At 58.2% G+C, this 20,177-nt stretch carries 16 protein-coding genes and 3 pseudogenes; 11 read left to right on the top strand and 8 right to left on the bottom strand.

What is annotated here, in order from left to right:
- Positions 1-535: 535 nt before the first annotated feature.
- From K349_RS19260 to K349_RS0100540, 3 genes are all read left to right on the top strand, one after another.
- Complete coding sequence (locus K349_RS19260; protein ID WP_025745687.1) at positions 536-1,135, top strand: TetR/AcrR family transcriptional regulator; 600 nt, start codon at positions 536-538, stop codon at positions 1,133-1,135.
- Positions 1,136-1,300: 165 nt separating this feature from the next.
- The gene (locus K349_RS0100535; RefSeq protein ID WP_211240300.1) at positions 1,301-1,924 is read left to right on the top strand and encodes a flavin reductase family protein; all 624 of its coding nucleotides are present in this window, start codon (positions 1,301-1,303) and stop codon (positions 1,922-1,924) included.
- A gap of 73 nt (positions 1,925-1,997) precedes the next feature.
- Positions 1,998-2,645, top strand: a complete 648-nt coding sequence (locus K349_RS0100540) for a flavodoxin family protein (RefSeq protein WP_025745691.1) — start codon at positions 1,998-2,000, stop codon at positions 2,643-2,645.
- A 481-nt stretch (positions 2,646-3,126) separates the two neighbouring features.
- Here the strand turns inward: K349_RS0100540 and K349_RS15880 are convergent, their stop codons facing one another.
- The 5 genes from K349_RS15880 to K349_RS0100570 are packed head-to-tail and all read right to left on the bottom strand — an operon-like array spanning position 3,127 to position 9,460.
- Complete coding sequence (locus tag K349_RS15880) at positions 3,127-4,347, bottom strand: double-cubane-cluster-containing anaerobic reductase (protein WP_211240301.1); 1,221 nt, start codon at positions 4,345-4,347, stop codon at positions 3,127-3,129.
- Entirely contained in the window at positions 4,344-5,525 is a 1,182-nt protein-coding gene (locus K349_RS0100550; RefSeq protein ID WP_025745693.1) for an ABC transporter permease subunit, read from the bottom strand. Before K349_RS0100550 ends, K349_RS15880 begins: the two co-directional genes overlap by 4 nt.
- Entirely contained in the window at positions 5,506-6,513 is a 1,008-nt protein-coding gene (locus K349_RS0100555; protein WP_025745695.1) for an ABC transporter permease subunit, read from the bottom strand. Before K349_RS0100555 ends, K349_RS0100550 begins: the two co-directional genes overlap by 20 nt.
- Positions 6,510-8,312, bottom strand: a complete 1,803-nt coding sequence (locus tag K349_RS0100560) for an ATP-binding cassette domain-containing protein (protein WP_051464150.1) — start codon at positions 8,310-8,312, stop codon at positions 6,510-6,512. Before K349_RS0100560 ends, K349_RS0100555 begins: the two co-directional genes overlap by 4 nt.
- Before the next feature lie 20 nt (positions 8,313-8,332).
- Positions 8,333-9,460 carry a DUF3798 domain-containing protein gene (locus K349_RS0100570; RefSeq protein WP_025745700.1) on the bottom strand — a complete coding sequence of 376 codons (1,128 nt, stop codon included), beginning with the start codon at positions 9,458-9,460 and terminating at the stop codon, positions 8,333-8,335.
- Positions 9,461-10,393: 933 nt separating this feature from the next.
- Between K349_RS0100570 and K349_RS20200 the strand changes: the two are divergent.
- From K349_RS20200 to K349_RS18365, 3 genes and pseudogenes are all read left to right on the top strand, one after another.
- A pseudogene (locus tag K349_RS20200) lies at positions 10,394-10,576 on the top strand (hypothetical protein); the annotation flags it as partial.
- 129 nt (positions 10,577-10,705) lie between these two features.
- Positions 10,706-11,467, top strand: a complete 762-nt coding sequence (locus K349_RS15885; protein WP_034264043.1) for a hypothetical protein — start codon at positions 10,706-10,708, stop codon at positions 11,465-11,467.
- 102 nt (positions 11,468-11,569) lie between these two features.
- A complete protein-coding gene (locus tag K349_RS18365) occupies positions 11,570-12,781 on the top strand; it encodes an RNA-directed DNA polymerase (protein WP_084460088.1) in 1,212 nt (403 codons plus the stop codon).
- 645 nt (positions 12,782-13,426) lie between these two features.
- On the opposite strand, the gene K349_RS17580 is transcribed toward K349_RS18365, so the two are convergent.
- Entirely contained in the window at positions 13,427-14,308 is an 882-nt protein-coding gene (locus K349_RS17580; RefSeq protein ID WP_169731274.1) for an IS3 family transposase, read from the bottom strand.
- A 23-nt stretch (positions 14,309-14,331) separates the two neighbouring features.
- Positions 14,332-14,577, bottom strand: a pseudogene (locus tag K349_RS15890) (transposase); the annotation flags it as partial.
- 735 nt (positions 14,578-15,312) lie between these two features.
- Between K349_RS15890 and K349_RS0100600 the strand changes: the two are divergent.
- On the top strand, positions 15,313-16,269 hold the full coding sequence (locus tag K349_RS0100600; protein ID WP_025745706.1) for a radical SAM family protein: 957 nt from the start codon (positions 15,313-15,315) through the stop codon (positions 16,267-16,269).
- A gap of 179 nt (positions 16,270-16,448) precedes the next feature.
- The gene (locus K349_RS18975; protein WP_157367220.1) at positions 16,449-17,363 is read left to right on the top strand and encodes a hypothetical protein; all 915 of its coding nucleotides are present in this window, start codon (positions 16,449-16,451) and stop codon (positions 17,361-17,363) included.
- Here K349_RS18975 and K349_RS0100615 read toward each other — a convergent pair.
- A complete protein-coding gene (locus tag K349_RS0100615; RefSeq protein ID WP_025745712.1) occupies positions 17,341-17,784 on the bottom strand; it encodes a hypothetical protein in 444 nt (147 codons plus the stop codon). The genes K349_RS18975 and K349_RS0100615 overlap by 23 nt on opposite strands.
- A gap of 397 nt (positions 17,785-18,181) precedes the next feature.
- Here K349_RS0100615 and K349_RS19555 point away from each other — a divergent pair, with 397 nt between their 5' ends.
- From K349_RS19555 to K349_RS15900, 3 genes and pseudogenes are all read left to right on the top strand, one after another.
- Entirely contained in the window at positions 18,182-18,691 is a 510-nt protein-coding gene (locus tag K349_RS19555) for a carbon-nitrogen hydrolase family protein (protein ID WP_051464152.1), read from the top strand.
- Positions 18,592-18,968, top strand: a pseudogene (locus tag K349_RS19560) (nitrilase-related carbon-nitrogen hydrolase). Before K349_RS19555 ends, K349_RS19560 begins: the two are co-directional and overlap by 100 nt.
- A gap of 503 nt (positions 18,969-19,471) precedes the next feature.
- On the top strand, positions 19,472-20,032 hold the full coding sequence (locus K349_RS15900; RefSeq protein WP_025745714.1) for an ABC transporter substrate-binding protein: 561 nt from the start codon (positions 19,472-19,474) through the stop codon (positions 20,030-20,032).
- Positions 20,033-20,177 lie beyond the last annotated feature (145 nt).

Here is a 20,177-nt window from a genome sequence, read left to right on the forward strand (position 1 = left end):
CAAGAAGGGAAACGGGCATGTAGAGTTTCTCTTCCGCCCTTCCGCTTCGCGGAGGCGCGGGGATGTCCGCAGAGAGCCCCTGCGACATCTTCGATTTTCCACTGTGGCTTGATCTTTACCGAACGGTCAACTATAATGACCCTCACACTGGGCAACTCTGCCGGGCAACGCATCGCGGAGAAGATTGCAGAGAAGTGTTTTCGAAAGAGCCTTCCGGAGGGGCGTTTGCAGAAGAAGCCTTCCAGAGAAGTGTTTCGGAGAGGCGTTTTTCAGAAGAGTATCCGGAGAAGCTTTCCGAAGGGGCGTTTGCAGAAGGAGCATCCGGAAAAGCGTTCCGGAGGAGCGTTTGCAGAAGAAACCTTCCGGAGGAGCGTTTCGTTTGTGGAAAGAGCATTCGGAGACATGGTTCGAAAAGGTTTTTTCAAAAGAGAGTTCCGGAGGAGCATGTTCAGAAGAACATGCCGGAGGAAGCATTTCGGAAGCGCCTTTTCACGTCGTGCGTGTTTTCAGACGGACATCCCGGAGGAGGAGCGTCGTGGGACGAACGAGCGATGCACGAGAACGCCTGCTGTATGCGGCGCTGGATCTTATCTGGACCCGGACCTACGACGCCGTGGGTGTGGAGGCCATCTGTCAGGCCGCGGAGGTCAAAAAGGGCAGCTTCTACCATTTCTTCGCCTCCAAGGAGGATCTGGCCGCCCAGGCGCTAGAGGAACACTGGGAGCACTCTCTTCCCGCCATGCGCCGCATCTTCGCCGCCGAAAAAGACCCCCTGGAGCGCCTCTTCGACTATTTCGACCAGGTCCGTCGCCTCAACGTGGAACGCCGCGCCGGAGGAGGATGCATCTGCGGCTGCCCCTACCTGCACGTGGGAGCCGAGATGGTCCAGGGAAGCGAGCGGATCACGCGCACGGTCCACCGGATCCTCGCGGGGCATTTCGCCTTTTTCCGCCAGGCGATCTCGGACGCCCGCGACGCGGCAAAGATCGACTCCGGCGCGGATGTGGCGCTTTTGGCCCGCGCGGTCTTCGCCCTCTTCGAGGGAACGCTCGTCCTGGCGCGGGTGCACAACGACCTTGCGTACCTGGACGACCTGATTCCCGGAACGAAGCGGATTTTGGGTGTGACGACCTAGGGAATCTCTGAATAAGGCTACGTCAGCCCTGAAAGTGCCTCGCGGAGCCTGATGCCGAGTCAGGGGAAAGCGAAAGATCTTTATTCAGGGCTTCCCTGGGATCTGTGACGGCTTGGGAGGTGTGACGATCCAGGCGGTGTGAGGACAGAGAGGAGGAGATGCGCGATGGAGAAGAGTGACATGGGAAAGAGCGACATGGACAAGAGCCGCATGGAAAAGATCAACGTGGGAAACAATCCGTTTCTGCTGCCCCAGCCACAGGTTCTGGTGGGGGCGATGCTCGGTGACCGGGTGAACTTTCAGGCCGTGGCCTGGGTCAGCCGGGTCAACGCAAGACCGGCGTACATGGCCGTCGCCCTGGGAGACCACGCCACACGGGACGGCGTTGTCGCCAACGGAGAGTTCAGCATCAACATTCCCTCCGTGGATCTGGTGGCGGAGACGGACCTCATGGGCCTCGTGAGCGGTCGCCAGGTGGACAAATCCGCATTTTTCGAGGTGTTCTACGGTTCCCTGAGCAAGGCGCCCCTGATCCGGCAGTGCCCGGTGGCCATGGAGTGCCGCGTCGTGAAGACCGTGGAACTGCCCGCGGACCTGCTCTTCATCGGTGAGGTGATCGGCACCTGGACGGAAGAGCGCTATCTCACGAACGGTATGCCCGACGTCACGAAGGTGCGTCCTTTCGTGCTCACCATGCCGGACAATGCCTACTGGGCGGTGGGCGAGAAGGTGGGCAAGGCCTGGCACGACGGCCTGCCCCTCCGGGAACGGCTCACGTCGCTGCTCTGATCCCTGGAGCGGAACAAACGAGGAGGCGCGCTCGAAGCGCGGTCAATGGTCAATGAAGGAGGCGGAGAAACAAATGAAGCTGCTCGCCGTGAACGGCAGTCCGAGAAAGAACTGGAACACCGCGACGCTCCTCGGCAAGGTCTGCGAGGGGGCGGCGTCGGTGGGTGCTGAAACCGACCTGGTGCATCTCTACGATCTGGACTACAAGGGGTGCACGAGTTGTTTCGCCTGCAAGACCAAGGGAATGCCCCGGAAGGGACGGTGCGCCATGCGGGACGGCCTGACCCCGCTGCTTGATGCGGCGTGGGCGGCGGATGCCCTTGTGTTGGGCTCCCCCGTCTATCTCGGAGGAATGACCGGGGAGATGCGCTCCTTCTTCGAGCGCCTCGTGTTTCCTGCGCTGGTCTACTCCGATCCGCCCCGGTCGCTCTTTCCGAGGCGGATTCCGACGGCCGTGCTCTACACGCTGGGGGCCACGGAAGAGCAGAGTCGCCAGGCTGGCTTTGAGACGGCCATGGAACTCTCCCGGATGCTGCTGGAGATGTTTCTCGGCAAGGCGGAGCTGCTGTGCAGCTACGACACGCTCCAGTTTTCCGACTATTCGAAGATGGACGCGGAGCGCTTCGATCCCGAGGCGAAGGCGGCGCGGCGGCGGGAGGTCTTTCCCCGGGACTGCGACAAGGCCTTCGAGCTGGGCCGCCGTCTCGTCAGCGCTCCGTGAAAACTGTCCCGCCCTCGCAATTCCCTGGTTTCCTCGGATTCTCTGAGGGATGAGGCCTCATCGAAGAAAAACTCGGTTTCGGTGAGGAAGATTGTTCCCTGCATCCCTCGGATTCTCTGAGGGATGAGGGACCTCTGCAAAGCGCCACGCTGACCTCAGGAGGGCGCGGCGGCGCCCCGAGGGTGAGGAGAGAAAAAACCCTCTGAAAGCAGGGCTTTCCCGAAGATCAAGAGGATTTCCGGAGACGGCGAAGGCGTGCGTCGTTCGTCGCCTTGAGTCCGAGCTTGCTCGGAAAACCCTGGGAACCTCTGATCAAGGAGGAATTGTCCTCTCTTGATCTCCATCGCCTCGCGTTTTTCCGGGGGTGGCGTGGCGTTTTTCAGAGGTTCCTCTGCATAAGTGGTTTTTCCTCTCTCGCGATCTCCATCGCCTCGCGTTTTTCCAAGGGCGACGTGGTGTTTTTTCAGGACTTTCCCGAAGCTCAGAGGATCTCCAGAAACGCCTCGATGCGGGTGCGCAGGTTCTCCCGGTCCGAGGGGGAGAAGTCCGTCTCGATGTGCAGGAAGGGAAGCCCCAGCGTCTCCCGCACGAAGGTCCCCACGGCGGTGGACTCGATGTTGTAGGTGTGGCAGGACTGCCAGGTGAGATCAATCACGCCCTGCACGGCAAAGTCCCTCGCCATGCGTCCCAAAAGCTCCAGGCGCCGCGTGTTGGGGCTCATGACCGAGCAGGGAATGCGCAGATATTTCTCCGCCAGGACCGTGAGCATGTCCCGGGGGTCCTCCTCGTCGGCCAGATAGTCCACGACCTTGTAACCGCCGCAGTTCTCCATGGCCACCACAGCGCCGCCGCCGTCCTCCACGAGTTCGATCACCTTGCCGGTCTCGATGCCCACGGGCACGCCCGTGAGGAGCACCCGGGGCGCGGAGGCCGGAGCGCCCCGGAATTTCCCGGAGGTGTCCGCGTCGATCTCCGCCAGAAGCTCCTCCGCCAGGGCCAGCCCCATGCCTCGCACGTCGCTGTAGGCGGTGACGGACATCACCTCCAGCAGATTCCTGCCGCTCAAGGGGGCGGGGATGCGCCGGTTCGCGTCGAAAAGGCGCTTCAGAAGGCGCATCTCCCGGTTCGTGGCCCGGGCGGCGTCGCGCAGGGCCTCCTCGGTGATGGTTCTGCCCGTGTGGGTTTCGAGGAACTGCTTCAGTCGCTCCAGCTCGCCCCGCCAGAGGGGGAGGGCGTGGGGGGCGTCGGGAAGCTGGGGAAGATCCATGATGTGCAGCGGTTTCAGGCGCCCCATGAATTCGTAGGCCTTCTTCCGCCCGTCGCAGGTGGTCTGGGCGAAGAGAATGTCGCAGAAGTGGAAGTAGGGGCAGGTGTCCGTGGCGGCCAGATCGTAGAGCGTCTTCACCACGGGGCAGAGATTGGCGGGCAGGTCCCGGCTCGCCGCCGGAAGTGGGTCCTGCTTGTAGCCGCAGAGCGCCACGGGAATGCCCCCCGCGGCGAGAACGAGTTCCCGGGGGCTGTAGGTGCAGTAGAGCCCCACCACGGGAACGCCCGCTTCCTTGGCGTCCCGCACGGCGAGGAGTTTCGCCTCCCGGAGCGCCGGAATCTTCGACAGCGCCGCGGGGGCGTGCCGTGGCGCTCCCATGGCGTGCCCTTCGTCGCCCTTGTCGCCCTTGTGCTGTGTGCGCTGGAGTGTCGTCATGCGGACATTCCTTCCTTTCTGCGATTCAGGAGGATCGCCAGGGCGATGACGCCGTAGGCGATGAAGGAGCGGCAGTATTCGCCGATGGCCGCGTTGGACAGGGTGTTCTGTCCCGCCATGGGGGAGACCACGAAGAGCGTGTGGAAGAGCACTACCCCCAGCACGGCCTGCCCCACCGTGGCGGAGCGCAGCGTGGCGCCCCCCGCTAGGAGCGCCGCGGCGGCGAAGATATCCGACAGAAGATGCCCCGTGTAGACGTTGAGAATGCTCAGGTCCTGAATGTAAATGAGCTGCCCGCAGGCGCCGAGCACGGTGGAGAGCACCATGGCCTGAAGGCGCAACCGGTCCGGAACGATGCCGCAGAGGGCCGCCCGGTCCCGGTCGTCCGCCACGGCCCTGGCGTGGAGGCCGAAGCGGGAATGGAGCAGCCAGTGCACCGCCGCCGCGAAGAACAACACCACCACAAGCGACCCCACCGAGAAGGAGACGCCTCCCACCGTCACGTGTCCCACGTTCCGGAGAATGTGCCGGAAGAACTCAAGATCCACGGAGTTGCGCAGTCCGCTTCCCTTGGAGAGGAGCACCGACGGATTCGCCACGGCGATCAGCCGCCCCGGCACGCCCAGGCAGAGCAACTGGTACAGGTTCGACCCCAGCAGGCCGATGACGATGGAGACGATCATCTCCCGCCCCTTCACCCGGTTCAGCACCGTGCCGATGAGCGCCCCCAGAAGCGCCGCGAGGGGCAGCGCCACCGCCAGGGCGGTCCCCACGGCCGCGCCTCCGCTCAGCCCCGCGCAGGCGGCGATCAAAAGCCCCCCCTGGGCCGCCATGGCCCCCACGGGAAGGGCGAAGTTCAGCCCCATGCCCGCCGTGATGGGCAGAATGAGCGCGAGGGCGAGCACCGTGTCACGGCAGAGGCGGGTGAGCACCTCCTCCGCCACGAAGGGAAGGCTCAGTCCCGCCAGCCGGATTCCCACGGCGCAGAGCACCAGAAAGAGCAACGGCATGGGATGGGCGGCGAGCCATGCCCCGGCCCGCCCCGCGGCGCTTCCGCCCGCTCCGGCTCCCGCGTTTCCTCCGCCGTGCGCGCCGCCGTTTCCTTCGCTCGCATCCCGTTCCGGAACCGAAACCGCCGGAGGCGGTCCTCCCGCTGCGCTATCGCCGAAGAAAGGCATAGAGGATCACTCCGTTCGTGACGACCATGCGGAAAAGCTCCGTCGTCTCCGAGGCGAGATAGGCGTTCGCCACGGGCGTGGAGAGCAGGTACATGGTTTGGTAGATGGCCACGCCGAGAAGGGCGTTCGCCGCCCCGGCCCGCCATCTGGAGGCGCCGCCCACGAGGAGGGCGCACACGGCGGGAAAGGTCATGACCGACGCCGACTCGTAGAGTTCGGCGAAGCCGTAACTTTGGGCGTAGACGCAGATGCCCACGGCGGCGAGCACGGTGGACAAGAGCGCCGACGCGATGCGGCGTCCCTCCACGGAGATGCCCAGGATGCGGGCGTAGCGCTCGTTCTCCCCCACCACGGAGAAGGTCTTTCCCGTCGCCGTGGCGTAGAAAAGGGCCACCAGCGCCAGCAGCACCCCCGCGAAGAGCAAAAGCCCCAGCGGCACCGCCACGCCCCCCACCGTCAGGTCGAACCCCTTGTCGAGCACCCCCGCGAAGAAGGGATCGAGGCCGATGCGGGGGCGCAGCCCCTGTCCTCCCACGGGGTAGAGCATCTTCCGGTTCGAAAAGGGAGCGAGCGTCCAGAAGACGGACATGAGAGGAAGAAAGGCGTAGCCCAGAAAGACCCCCGCCACCTCCTCCCGCCCCTTGGCGACGTTGAGAATGCGCCCGTAGACATAGCCGAAGAGACTTCCCACCGCCACGGCCCCGCCGAGGGCCGCCGCGAAGCCCGCCGCGCCGGTCAGCCGTGCGTTCATGGAGAGGCACATGCCCAGAAGCCCCGCGGAGACGCCGATGGGCATGCCGAAGTTGAGCCCCATGCCCGCCCGCATCATGGGAACGAGGGAGAGCACCAGCACGGCGCTCATGCCGAGCTTGCGCAGCGCATCCCCGGCGAGCCTCGCCGGATCGATGCCCGCCTTCAGCGCCAGGGCCAAGAGCACCACAAGAAAAACGAGCATGATCCTCGTGGGCGGGGAGATGTGCCGCATCATCGCCTTGCCTCCGGTGCGCCGGGCACGGCTCCGACGAGACCTCCGCCGCACTCCGGCCCGTTCGCCGCGCCGTCCCCGTCCGCCTCCCGGTCCATCTCCATCGCGGCGAGGAGCGCCGCCTCGTCCGCGTCTCGGCCGAGCATCCGCCGCACCTGTCCCTCCCGGAGCACGGCGATGCGGGAACAGAAGCCCACAAGGTCCTCGGGCTCGCCGGAGCAGATGACGATGGTCATGCCCTCCTCGCGGTTCAGCTCCGCGAACCACTCCAGAAGAGCCCGCTTGGTCCGCAGATCCACTCCCCGTGTGGGCTCGCACACCACCAGCACCGTCGGAGAGAGCCCCGCCGCCTTCGCCACCGCCACCTTCTGCTGGTTTCCGCCCGAGAGCTCCCGCACGGGCTGGTTCAGGGAGACGCAGGTGATGCCGTAGCGCCGCACCGCTTCCTCGGCGTAGCGCTCCGCCTCGGCGCGGTCGAAGAGCCCCAGCGGCCCCATGCGACGAAAGCGCCCCGCCAGCGCGTAGGCGGGAAACGTGAGATTCTCCAGCACGCTCCGCTCCAGAAGCAGACTGTCCCGGCGGCGGTCCTCGGAGAGAAAGGCAACGTGTCGCCGGAACGACGCGTCCCGCACCGTCACGGTGCGCCCCGCGAGGCGGAGCGTTCCCGAAAAAGGCATGTGCTCCTCCGAGAAGAAGCGCGAAAAGGCCCCCTTGCCCTGACCGAGGAGGCTCGTGACGCCCAGGATCTCCCCGGGTCGGACCGCAAGGCAGAAGTTTCGGAGGTTCTCGTCCGGCGTTGCGGTGGTCACGTTCTCGAAGGCCAGCACCGGCGGGGCTTCCTCCGCCGTTTTTCCGCCCGCCGGAACCGCCGGGATGGTTGCGCCCTTCCCTTTTTCTTCTCCTTCTCTCTCCGGATGTGCCCTCTGTCCCGAATGCTTCGGGTTCTTCAGGGCGCATGTCTCCGGGAGGATCGCCGCGCATCCGTCGGGTCCGGGTTCGGTGTCGGGCCTGGAGGCGTGCGGCGCCACGGCGAAAAGGTCCCCGCCGAACATGGCCCGCACAAGCGTGCGCTCGTCCGCGTCCCTCCGGGAGAAGATCCCCGCCACTTCCCCGTCCCGGAGCACCACCATGCGGTCCGCCAGGGCGATTGCCTCGGAGATCTTGTGGGAGACGAAGAGCACCCCCGTTCCCCGGGCCGCGAGGGTCCGCACCGCGTCGAGCACGGTGTCGCTGTCGCCGCGGTTCAGGCACGACGTGGGCTCGTCGAGCAGAAGCAGGCGCAGATCGCCCCGGCTGCGCTCCCGGGCGAACTCCACCAGGTGCCGCACCGGCAGGGAGAGACGTCGCACGGGCACTTCCGTTCCGGCCCGGATGCCCAGTTCCGCCAGGACCGCCGCGCCCTCCTCCCGTTGCGCCGCCCGGTCCACCCAGTCGAGGAAGGCGAGGCGCCCCGGCAGAGACGTGCGGGTCCGCTCCCGGGTGAGGAACAGATTTTCCGCCGCGGAAAGCCCCGGCAACAGGGAGAGTTCCTGGTGCACCATGCCGATGCCCGCCCGCAGCGCATCCCGGGGGGAACGCAGCGAAAGGGGCACACCGTCGAGGACGATGCGCCCCTGCCAGGACCCCGTGGCGAAAATCACCTCGTGTCCGGAGAGAATGTGCAGCAGCGTGCTTTTCCCTGAGCCGTTGGCCCCGAGAAGCGCCACGATCTCTCCCCGGGCGAGGGAGAAGGAGACGTTTCTCAGGGCCTCACAGTCTCCGTACCGCTTGGAGAGCCCGGAAATGTCAAGCAGTGTCTCCACGACGGCGCAATCGGCTTCTCTTAGTAGATGATGGATTCCATGATCATCACGAGATAGTTCGGCATGTCCTGATAGTGGTTGAACTCCGCGCCCACGCCGAAGAGGGACTTCCCGAAGGCCTCGAGTTCCTTGGCGTCCGTCGCCTTGAAGGAGGGATCCTCGATCATGCGCTTCGCCACCTCCACGGCGAACTCCGGCAGGTAGATCGTCACCGGAATGGGCCATCCCGCAAGGCGCCCCGTCATGCCGTGGGCCGCCGCGTACTCCCGGATCATGGCGTTGATCTTCTCGAAATTTCCCTGGTCCTCCGGCTCGATCTCGAGCCCCATCACCGTGGGAAACGCCTGGGTGGGCGTGGGGCAGCACTGCTCCGCCACGATGAAGCCCTGCTTGATGGCCTCGTCGATGATCACGTCGTACATGGGGCAGTTGGAGCCGAAGACATTCGTGTCCTTGCCGTAGAGGGCGATCTGTCGGGGCAGGTCCTCCCGCAGGAACTGCTGCATGGCCGCCACGCCGTCACCGGCCTGCGGGTCCGGCGTGATGACCTCCACGAAGGTCATGCCCAGCTCGGCGCAGGTCTTCTCCATCATGCTCTTGCGCATGGAGATGACTTCCTTCGCGAGGTGCGTGGGGAAGGAGTAGTGGATGAACGTCTTGGCCCCCATCTTCTGGGCCTTGCGCACGATGGTCTCCCCCCGGCGGATCCAGTCCGTGTCCAGGCAGAGATCAATGTGTTTGCTCATGAGCACCGGGTCGTCCCAGATGGGAGCGGTGATGAAGAGAATGTCCGGGCGCTTCTCCTTCACCTTCTGGATGGCCGGGAGAAAGCCCGATCCGCCGGAGGCGATGACGATGGCCTTCATCTGCGGATCGTCCGCCAGGGAGACGATCTGGCTGATGGTGGTCTCGATCTCGGCGTTGAAATTGTCCGGATGCGTGATGTGCTTCACGATATCGGGGTACTTCTTCGCCATGTTCTGCCCGGCCCGGAACTCGTCCTCGCTGGAGGAGAGCGTGGGGGTCATGATGGCGATGCGGAAGGGTTCCGCCGCAAAGGCGGGGCCACAACAGGAAGGTGCGGCGAAAGACATACCTCCGCCGGACAGAAGAACCGCGAGCACGAGAGCCAGACACTTGCGAAACACCACAACCGCCTCCTACGAGAGAAAATCGAGTCCGCCCCCGCGGGGCGGTGCATCGTGACCACCTTCGCCGCAAAGGGTCGTGCGCCCTTTTTCCGGCGCGCCTCCCCGTGGCAGAGTGGTGCATTCCGAATAATAATAGAAGATATACCTTGCGTCAATGAGCACGAAAGGGTTGCGCGGTCGGACATTTTTACTGTCCGTTGCCATGAGAACGAGAGCGTTGCGGCATGGCGCTTCCCGGCAGGAGCGCGGGTCGCGGGCGGCAGCGACGCAAGCCCTCGGGCGGAAAGGGCCGCGAGAAACACCTAGGCCACACCCCTGTCGATGCCGCAGAGAATGCCCCCGCAACGCCGCGAAGGGATCGCTTTCCCGGCGAGCCGGAAGTTGTGTGCGTTCCGCCCGCGCAAAAAGGGTTTCATCGTGTTCGGAGTTGAGTGCGTCAAGTTGCACAAAAAGGTTTTTCTGGTGTTCGACTGGCCGTCTGCGGCGATCCGCCGCACTTTTCCGGGAGTGCCTTTTTGTGTTCGAGCAACAGGTCCCTGCCTGAGAGAGCGGCTGGACAAAAGCCATGCCTCGGAGGTTTCGACGCACAGTGCGGTCATGGCCTATTGCCTCCCAAAGGCGCGGGTTGCTTGTGCGCCGCAGACACCCTACACCATGACCTTCTTTCTTTGCATCCCCTCTCCGTAATCATTTTTAACGCATTCTTTGGAGTAGAATCAAAAATAACTGAAATCACAGCTTGACAAAACGGCCCTGCTCGTGGTAAGCAAATAAATACTATCCGACGTTACGCGACGTATGAGTAAGGGTGCGTGAAAGAAAGATTTATGGAAAACCAAGTAACTGACAGTCATTGAAGCGGCGCAATACCTGAAGATGGGTAGATCGACTGTCGCTAAGCCGGCCCAAGAAGACAAACTGCCCACCCACATCCGGACAGTGCAGGAACTGCTGGGCCACAAAGACGTAAAGACGACCATGATTTCCACCCATGTCCTTAAACCGGGGCGGCAAGGGCGTCAGAAGTCCCGTGGACGATTTGTAGAGGCGAAAGGAAGGTGTCTTCTATGGAAACCATCTATTTCCCCGCATTCGTTGTGGAACAAGGTCTGACCCCATGCCTATGCCGGCGTTACGACAGAATTGCCTGCGGGGTTTTCTACCGCGATTTCGCGGCTCAAAGGCGTTATGAAGAAACCATATAGCCGTTGTTAGACCTACACACACTTACCGGAGCCATGAATGTCCAACGGTGACGAAAAAGTATGCAATGCGGTGCGCGAACTACTAAACCAGAACGGGGTTTTAGAAGGAGAGCAGGAGATTCAGTACGCCACAAAGTTCTCGGTGAAGTCCGGGGCAAACAAGGCGGGAATCATTGTGTACAACTCCGGCAAAATCCACGTAGAGGGAGCTGACTCAGAGCTCAAGAAATGGGTCACAGATCTAAAGACGAGCATTGAGTCTGGTACTGCGGCACCCGGCATTCTCTTGCCGGCCGAGATCGAAAAATTTCCCCAAACCCTTCAGGAGCGGGCGCCCGACTGCGATGGTGTTGTGTTGTGGTTCTTTCAAGAAGCGTTGCGGTGCTACAAAGCTGGAAGCGCGGCTGGCGCTGCCTTCATGCTAGGCGCAGCAAGCGAAAAGGCCATCTTGCTGCTCATCGAGTCTTACGGAAACCGCATCAAGGACGACAAAAATCGAGAAGCATTCTTCTCGCGGGTCAATAACAAGATGATCTCAGTCAAGTATGACGAGTTCAAACGCTCATACAAATCCGCAACGCCAAAACCCAAGGAACTCCCTCTCGCCCAAGACTTGGAACAACTGCTTGATGGTGCGTTCAACTTCTACCGTCATACACGAAACGCTGTAGGGCATCCACAGATTATTCCCGACCTCGATAAAGGTGTAATTCTTGCCAATCTCGGCCAGTTCATTGTTTACGTTGAGCGCATTTACAAGCTCATCGCCTTCTACAACGCCAATGACGTACAGGTCTAACCTCTCATTCCACCGGACCTGCGCGAAAAGCCGCGCAGGCCGGTGAATTCAAACGTTAGGTTGACGCCTTCGGCACCTGAATAAAGAAATAATAGGAGCGCTATGATGAATAGTTTAAATTTAGCTATAAATAATATTTCCAAACTTGGCGATACGGATATATTTCCTTTCCTAATTGAAAACATGGTATTATTCGATAATCCGTCTGCAATAGAAGCTATACTTAAAGACATAGAAGCAAACTTCGATAATTGGCTTAGTAAATATCCCGTATGCACAATTCAATCATGTATTCCAGTTGGATATACATCTTATCGTTGGGCAACACAAATAGATCCTATATGGAATGCATTTCTTTTATATAAAGTATTAAAAATTGCAGAAAAAATTGAACAAGAACGTGTTCCTATAGAAAAAAAGTCCGTTTTCTCATACAGGTATAAGTCCAATGAAGAATCTGGTTATCTATTTGATAAAGATATTAATTGGAGAGGATTTTACTCAACTGCACTAGAGGAAGCTGAAAGTATTGATAGATTATTTGTGGTTAGATTTGACATTTCAGATTTCTACAATAGGATTTATCATCATAGATTGGAAAATGCAATAATGCGGATAGGAGCTGATCCTGAAGTCAAGAACCAAATAATGAGAATACTTCAAGATGTATCAAATAATGATTCATATGGATTGCCTGTTGGCGGTAATGCTGCACGAATATTAGCTGAACTATTATTAAATTCAATGGACCAGCTTATGATAAGCAAAAGATTCCGTTTTTTTAGGTATGTCGACGACTACATTATTTTTTCATTTTCAAAAGAGGATGCATATCATAAATTAAAATGGTGCGTAGAATACATGCTTCGAAATTGGGGACTAACACTTCAAAAGAGTAAAGCTCAAATACAAACTAAAAATGAGTTTATTAGCCATGCAAAAGCAAATCTTGAGGGTGAAGATAATATTGAAAATAAAGATCGAGATGAATTTATGAGGATTCATATACATTATGATCCGTATTCTCTTAGTTCCGATGAGGATTATGTAAGATTAAAAGATAAATTGAACGGATTTGATATTATCAATCTTATAAAGGACGAAATAAAGAAAAGTAAAATACATATAGCCTTGGGAAAGCAATTAATGAGTTCAATTGCTTTTTTGTCAGGCGAAAAGCTAAATCTAGCAGTAGAGACTATTTGCTCCAATCTTGATGTTTTATATCCTGTTCTTCCAACAATTCTACAGGTATTATATAAAAAAGTTGACGATCTTTATGATGATACAAAAAACATGTTGTTGAAATATTAGCCAAACTTGCAGAAGAAGACTCCTATCTCTTCCAAGCAGAAAACAATGCAGCGTATTTTATTCGACTTTTTTCAAAAATAAATATTGAACGTTCAGTTCAGGCAATTGATTACCTTTATTCTAATAATTCCTACATTCTAGTAAGAACCAATAGCATTTATGCTATGGCAAATTTCGGTAATCATTATTGGTTGGTAAATTTAAGAACACAATTTGCAACATTTACTCCTTGGGAAAGGTGCGCTTTTCTCGTTGCTTCTTACTTTCTGCGTGATGAAGGAAAGCATTGGCGTGATCATGCCAAGGGACAGTTTTCTGAGATTGAAATAATATTAAGAAATTGGGCAAGTACTAAAAATATTATTAATGGACGGAGGATACCATTATGATTTCCGAAACTTTATTGGCTAAAGGGCATGCTTCTTTTTGGTCAGAATATACACCATGGCTTAATTCATGCACGCATATAATTAACAAAAGGCATCTTGCTCAGCCATATGAATCTTTGCAAGATATTGATAATCCTAAGTATAGATCAATTAATGGAATGCTATCATTTAATTACTTTATGCAATGTGACCAGCCCCCAAATTGAGTACCACGAGGAAAGTTAGTATCGACAGCTCCCGGAAAATCAGCCCTACGTCACGACGGTACTCTCTGGGTGAGCACTTCGGTGACAAGGGGCTCCCCTTCCGAGAGATCTTTTCGCACTTTGTCGTTCATGCCATCAACTCCTTGCCGATAGATTTCGAGGAATTCACAGGGTGTTTTGTACTCGAGGCTTTGGTGAGGTCGCGCCTCGTTGTAGTAAACGCGCCAGCTTTCGATGATCACCTGTGCTTCCAGCAGTGATGCGAAGGTTTCAAGATTCAGACATTCTTCCCGAAGCTTGCCGTTGAAGCTCTCTACATATGCGTTTTGCCATGGGGAGCCCGGGGCGATGTAGTACGGCCGGACGTTTCGGGAGGCAAGCCGGCTTTTCAGATCCTTGGCAATGAACTCGGGGCCGTTATCGGAACGCAGATATTCCGGCATCCCGTTTCGAGCAAAAAGTTCTTCGAGAACGGCAATCACTGCCCTTGCGTCGAACCAGCGGGCGACTTCACATGCGAGGCAGACGCGCGTGAACTCGTCGACGACGTTGAGTATCCGGATCTTTTGGCCGTTCGCAGTCCGGTCTTCCATGAAATCATAGGTCCAGACATGATTCGGATGGAGTGCCGTCATGGGGATGTACCCCCTTTTCGGGGCTGGTTTGCGCCGTTTACACGACGGCAGGCACAACCCGGCGCTTTTCCACAGTCGATACACGCGTTTGTGGTTGACATACCGCTTCCTGCGTCGGAGCAAAGCCCACACGCGGCGGTATCCGTAACGCCGGTGCTCTTTTGCGATCTGCTTGATTTCGCTCGTCAGTTGCTCGTCCCGATCGGGATCGGGTATGTAACGGTAGCTGGAACGACTGATCCGGGCGATGGCACAGCTACGACGTTCCGAAAGCCCTCGCGACATGCAGAACGTCACGGCTCTCCTTCGTTGCTGTGCCGTCAGGAGTTTTTTGCCAGAAATTCCTTGATGATGTCCAGCTCGATATCCCGTTCGGCCATCATGCGCTTGAGGCGCTCATTTTCCCGTTCAAGCTCGCGCAGGCGGCGAACCTCAGGCTTCGACATGGCTCCAAAGCGGCGCCGCCATCGGTAAAAGGTCGTTTCCGTAATGGCATGCTTTCTGCATACGTCGCGAATGGAATCGGATTCACCCTCACCTTCACGCAGGATTGCGACTCTCTGCTCATCGCTGAACCGTTATTTCATGCTCCCTTTGGCACCTCCTGGTTGTGGGGCTCTCTAACTCTTTCAGTGGTCCTATTTTAGGGGAGCATGTCAAATGGTCATTAGCTAGCGAACCTAAAATAAAAGATATTTTTGAGCTATCTAAGCCCGAGATCGAACGATTTCCAAGAAATTATCTTAGTGAATACTCACTAAGCTCAATAAATATAAAAATTATTGAGTTAATGGCGTTATGCATGAAAGAAACACTATCTGATGATCTATCATTTCACCCATTTTTCCCAGGTTGCGGAATCTTGAGCAATTGTGAGGGAGATTTATTATCAAAAAAAATCTAGTTGAAATAAAAACTGGAGATCGACAAATATTTCCATCAGATATTAGACAACTTATTGTTTATGCTGCATTAAATCATTTAGCTAGCGATCTACATGATATAAAGGAGATTTTATATTTTAACCCAAGAAAGGCACATTGTGGCATATGGATATTCAAGATTTATTTTCATCAATAAGCAACATACCATTTTCAGACTTTGCATATGAGTTGGAAAGTTACTTAATTTCTCAATCGCAAGAATTTAATCCAAATTAACCCAGCAACTGTTTCAACCTAACCCTAACAATTTCTGTTGTCACGGTTTGTGCTTTCGCGTCGCTTGGCACAAACCGCGCCGAGCCCTTCGGGGCGGAAGTGCAGATTAATTAAATATTCACTAAAGAAGAAGGGAAGCACATGGAATCTGATGCAAAAGTTGAACGCATGCTAAAGAGCGCTGCTGATGGCAGGCCGATCACGAAGGCGGAGGCAACGCTGCTACTCGGCCTTCCGGAAACATCTTTGGAAGCATCTTTGTTGCGTGCGACGGCTACCGCAGTGAATCGTCGGCGATTCGGGAACAGCGGACTGCTGTTGGGCCAGATCGGCGTTGACATGGCCCCGTGTGAGGGAGACTGTGCTTTCTGCTTCTTCGCCAAATCGAATACATCCATTCAACCGGCGCTCCTGTCGACGGATGAGATCATAGCGCGATGTGAACGATTCGCCCGCGGTGGAGCGCAAGGTGTCTTTCTCATGACCATGCACCGCTTCGGGTTAGAGTGGTTTCGTGACCTGTGTGCGGAATTGCGCCGACGGATTCCCGCGCAACTGGAGATACTGGCAAATGTCGGCGATGTTACGGCGTCTCAACTGCAAGAGTTCCGCGCGGCGGGTGTGACTGTGACGGGAGCGTATCATGTCTGCCGCATTCGTGAAGGCGTTGATTCCTGCATGACTCCTGCCGACCGTAGAAAGACTATTGAACGCATACTCGAAGCCGGACTCTCATGGTACAACATGTGCGAGCCGCTGGGGCCGGAGCACACTCCAGAGGAACTGGTGGAGCAGATGTGGCTGGGTGTAGACCTCCCATGCACACAGCACGGCGTGATGCAGCGTTTTCCTGTTCCCGGATCGCCCCTGTACCATCACGGGCAAGTCAGCTTGTCCCGATTGGGTCAGGTTGTTGCCCTCGTCGCGTTGGCGATAATCGGCAGGGAGAATGTCAAGAGCATTGCCGTCAACGTCTACAACCTAGTCGGTCTTTTCAGCGGAACCAATGCATTCTTTCCCGAAGCAGGAGAACCGGACGAGCAAGCCATCCAGACAGAGGCCGTACAGGGCAGAGAAGGCTTCACAGCCGCACTGTGACGACAAGGCAACGAGATAACCACAGCGGATTGCCGAGCCATGATGATTGCTGCTGGGTTCTCGCATCTGATGTGCACAGACGGAAGGCCGAACAAGTTGGTGCAGGCGAAGGCTTATAACTGCGTCTGCAACGACGGTGTTGAGCCGCAACAATCCTGCACAATTGCCGCTAGAACACAATGAACATCAACGAATATCGCATCGAAGTAGATAGCCTCCTCAATGCGCAACGGGTAACTGGTGCTGACGTTACCGAATATGCTGCGCATTACACGGTCGCAGAAACACCACGCTTGCTCCTTCAGAAAGCTGAGACAAATCTTATGCGGCAATTCGATGGTGATTACATGAATGATCCGGAGGAGGGCCGATATCTGGTTGATGTAATGATTCGGGCAGCAAGAAAATGCAAACATCCACATCATAAAGAGGCATTTGTTGAACGTCTCGCTCAACTACGGAGATCGCGCCTTCTCTATTCTGCTTACAACAAGTGTACGTTTCTTTCGTGCTGGACAGCTACTACGATCAAGCCAGGTGAAGAATCGACAAGCGACTCTTTAAATCACTGGCGTTTCTATGGTGCTGATGGCAAGGGCTCTTGTCTGATGATCCCCCTTGCAAATCTATGCTCTGTATTTCCAAATCAACTCTACCGCGTCACCTACGGTACTGAGACACGAGGCGGTGGTGCAGCTGCGGCAGATCGTTCAGTTCATAAACTTGAGCAAGCTCTTGTTAAACGACTCAACGCTATACGGAAAAGCTACAGGAATGCGATGGCTGACCTCGAAGAGGTAATCCAAGCGACACACCCTCTCCTTTTTCTGTTCAAGTCATCCGAATATTCATCGGAACAAGAGATTCGCTCCATCGTTCATAAAGACAACTATGCCCTAGCCTCAAAGGTCGTATTTGATGACAGAGATCCAAAACGTGCCTATGTTGCAAGCAAACCTGGGCTAATTTCTAACAAGTCAATCATTTATTTCGGGCCAAAGGCCGATCATAAATTTGCAATTGAAGCGATGGGGCTTGCGGACACGCTGGATATAGGTGTTCGGGTGTTTGTCAGCACCAAGCCGTATCGGTAATCACGTATGCGGCCCAACCCATCATTCCACCGGCCTGCGCGGTTTTTGCGCAGGCCGGAGAATTCAAACGTCTATGGTCCAAATCTGATTCTGCAGGTCGGCGAGCTAGCTGATCCATGGCTGCCCCTTTGTTCGAGGCGGCGGTGAAGGACTCGCTCACCAGCTGCTGGACTCTGGTGTGCAGCCGTGTGAGTTCACGTTCGTGGCCGCGTTGTTCGGTTTCCGGTGCCGCCGTTTCGTCGGAGAGCACCTGCACCCGCTGCCGAAGAGCGACGTCGACGATTCCGTCGTGTTCGCCGTTGTAGATGGCTCCCTTGTAATCGACCTTGCCGGTGTACATCACGTTGGTCAGAAGCCGGAAGAGGCTGTTCTTGGTGAAAGGCTTTTCCCGCTGCGCTCCTGGCCCTTCTTGGTGGTCCACTGCTTGTTTTTTCCAGCCGCCCCGTTTCCCGCCTGGTTTCTTTTCGGGAAATGCTGACGCTGCTCACGCAAGGCGTGTCCTCGTTCGGATCGTGCGGAGCGCGGGTCGCGGGCGGCATTCCGTCCTGCCGAGAGCGGCGTGATGTTTTTCAGCGCTTCCTTTGATATGATGATGCGGTCCAAGGAGGCGCCGGAGGACGTTTCGGCATGCACCGGGGGACGGGTTCCGGAGCGCGCTCCGGGATGTCCCCGGACGAAATCCGCGAACCGCAAAACGCACGCGGAATGCTCCGGGGAAAAGCCACGACGACATGCAAAAGACGCCGGAACGAAACGCTGGATATGCTCGCGCCCTGCCGCTTTGGGGTGGCGGCGCGCACACAAGGAGGACGAGGGCCATGCCCATGCTCGACGCAGGAGTGCTGCAGTTTGACGTGACCATCGGCGACAGAGGGGCGAACTTCGCCAAAGTGGAGGCGCTGCTCGCCGCGGAGGCGGCAAAGGGGCGCTCCCCGGGTGCTGGTGCTGCCCGAGCTGTGGAGCCACCGGCTACGCCCTGGAGCGCATCGGCGAGCTGGCCACCCGGGCGGCGAGGCCGAGGCGGCCTTTCTCGGGGCCTGGCCCGGAAATACGGCCTGTGGTTCGTGGGAGGAAGCGTCCTCGCCTCCGTGCCCGGAGGCTATGCGAACCGCGCCCAGGTGATCGACCCCGAGGGGCGTCTTGTCGCCACCTACGACAAGATCCACCGCATCCGCCTCATGGAGGAGGACCGCTACTTCCTGCGGGGCAACGCCGGTGCCGCTGCGACATCGACGGCGTTCCCTCGGGGATCCAGATCTGCTACGACATCCGCTTTCCCGAACTCTCCCGGCGGCTCGCCCTGGAGGGTGCCACGGTGCTCTTTGTGAGCGCCGAATGGCCGTCCCTCCGCATCGCCCACTGGAGCCTGCTGCTCCGCGCCCGGGCGGTGGAGAACAGCTCTTCGTCGTGGCCTGCAACCGCTGCGGCGAGAGCGGGGGCACCGCCTTCGCGGGAAAGTCGGTCATCCTCGATCCCTGGGGAGAGCCTCTCTGGGAGGCGGGCGGCGACGAGACCCTCGGCGGGGCCGTCCTCGACCTGGAGAAGGTGAAGTCCTTCCGGGAGGGCTTCCCTGCTTCGACGGGACGCGCCCCGGATCTGTACTGATCGCCGCGGTGCTCGCGATGATGCGCGTTTCTCGTGCACGGGGAGGCACTTTTTCATCGCCTGGCGGGCGACCGTGGCATGCGGCGAGAGGGAGTTCCTGATCCAGGACCCGACGGCTCCCTGCTCCGCTTTTCCTCAGGGCTGGGCGAACGCCCGGCGCGGGCCGCAGCCCCGTTGCGCGCCCTTTTCGTCTTCTCCGCCGCTGTCTTCTTTTTCTTCTTCTTTTCCTTCCCTTTCTGCTTCTGCTGTCGCCGGGCCTGTCGTCTCCGGCGTCCGCGGCGCCCCTGGAGAAGGTGGCGCTCAGCTCAAATGGACCAGCTTTTCAGTTCGCCGGGTATTACGTGGCGCTGGAACAGGGGTTCTACCGCGAGGCGGGCTCGACCGTGGAGAATTCGGGAGTCCCGGGCCTGGCACGGACCCGGTGGTGGAGGTGACGGAGGGACGCGCTTCCTTCGGCGTGGGGGGCGAGCGGAATTCTCCTCGCCCGTGCGGCGGGTCGGGCCGTGGTGGCTCTGGCGGCGGTGTTTCAGCATTCCCCCCTGGTGCTCATCGCCCGGAAGGACGGCGGTCGTCCGGGCGTGATGGACCTGTCGGGGCCGGCGGATCATGCTCGAACCCCAGTCGGAGGAACTGCTGGCCTTTCTGCGGCGGCGAGGGGCTTCCACCGGATGCGGTCACCCGAACGGAAACACAGCTTCGACTACCGGGACCTGCTCGAAGGGCGCGCGGAGGCCATCTCCGCCTATTCCACCTACGAACCCTACTTTCTCGACCGGGAACACGTGCCCTTCGTCCTCTACACGCCCCTCGACGCGGGCATCGATTTCTACGGCGATGTGCTCTTCACCTCCGAGGTGGAACTCGCCGCGCATCCCGACCGGGTTCGGGCCTTTCGCGAGGCGAGCCTCCGGGGGTGGCGCCACGCCATGGCGAACCCGGAGAAGGCGGGCCAGACTGGTGAGCACCCGCTACACCTCGCCGGACATGCTGGAGTTCCACCCGCTTCGAGTGGCGCCAGATGGTTCCCCTGCTCCGCATCGACGCCGTTTCCCCGGGGGAGATGACCGTCGCACGATGGCAGCACATCGCGGGAGGTCTACGCCGATCTCGACATGCTTCCCCGAAACTTTTCCCTGGAGGGCTTTCTCTATGGCCCGGGCGTTGCCGCCGAGGCTCCCTGATTTCCTGAGCCCTCTGAGACGCGGCGGG

This window comes from Aminiphilus circumscriptus DSM 16581 (assembly GCF_000526375.1).
Lineage (GTDB): Bacteria > Synergistota > Synergistia > Synergistales > Aminiphilaceae > Aminiphilus > Aminiphilus circumscriptus.

Coding starts and splice junctions, on each gene's coding strand:
- K349_RS0100535 (WP_211240300.1), top strand. CDS start 1,301: ATGGAGAAGAGTGACATGGGAAAGAGCGACATGGACAAGAGCCGCATG.
- K349_RS0100540 (WP_025745691.1), top strand. CDS start 1,998: ATGAAGCTGCTCGCCGTGAACGGCAGTCCGAGAAAGAACTGGAACACC.
- K349_RS15880 (WP_211240301.1), bottom strand. CDS start 4,347: ATGACGACACTCCAGCGCACACAGCACAAGGGCGACAAGGGCGACGAA.
- K349_RS0100550 (WP_025745693.1), bottom strand. CDS start 5,525: ATGCCTTTCTTCGGCGATAGCGCAGCGGGAGGACCGCCTCCGGCGGTT.
- K349_RS0100555 (WP_025745695.1), bottom strand. CDS start 6,513: ATGATGCGGCACATCTCCCCGCCCACGAGGATCATGCTCGTTTTTCTT.
- K349_RS15885 (WP_034264043.1), top strand. CDS start 10,706: ATGTCCAACGGTGACGAAAAAGTATGCAATGCGGTGCGCGAACTACTA.
- K349_RS18365 (WP_084460088.1), top strand. CDS start 11,570: ATGATGAATAGTTTAAATTTAGCTATAAATAATATTTCCAAACTTGGC.
- K349_RS0100600 (WP_025745706.1), top strand. CDS start 15,313: ATGGAATCTGATGCAAAAGTTGAACGCATGCTAAAGAGCGCTGCTGAT.
- K349_RS18975 (WP_157367220.1), top strand. CDS start 16,449: ATGAACATCAACGAATATCGCATCGAAGTAGATAGCCTCCTCAATGCG.
- K349_RS19555 (WP_051464152.1), top strand. CDS start 18,182: ATGCCCATGCTCGACGCAGGAGTGCTGCAGTTTGACGTGACCATCGGC.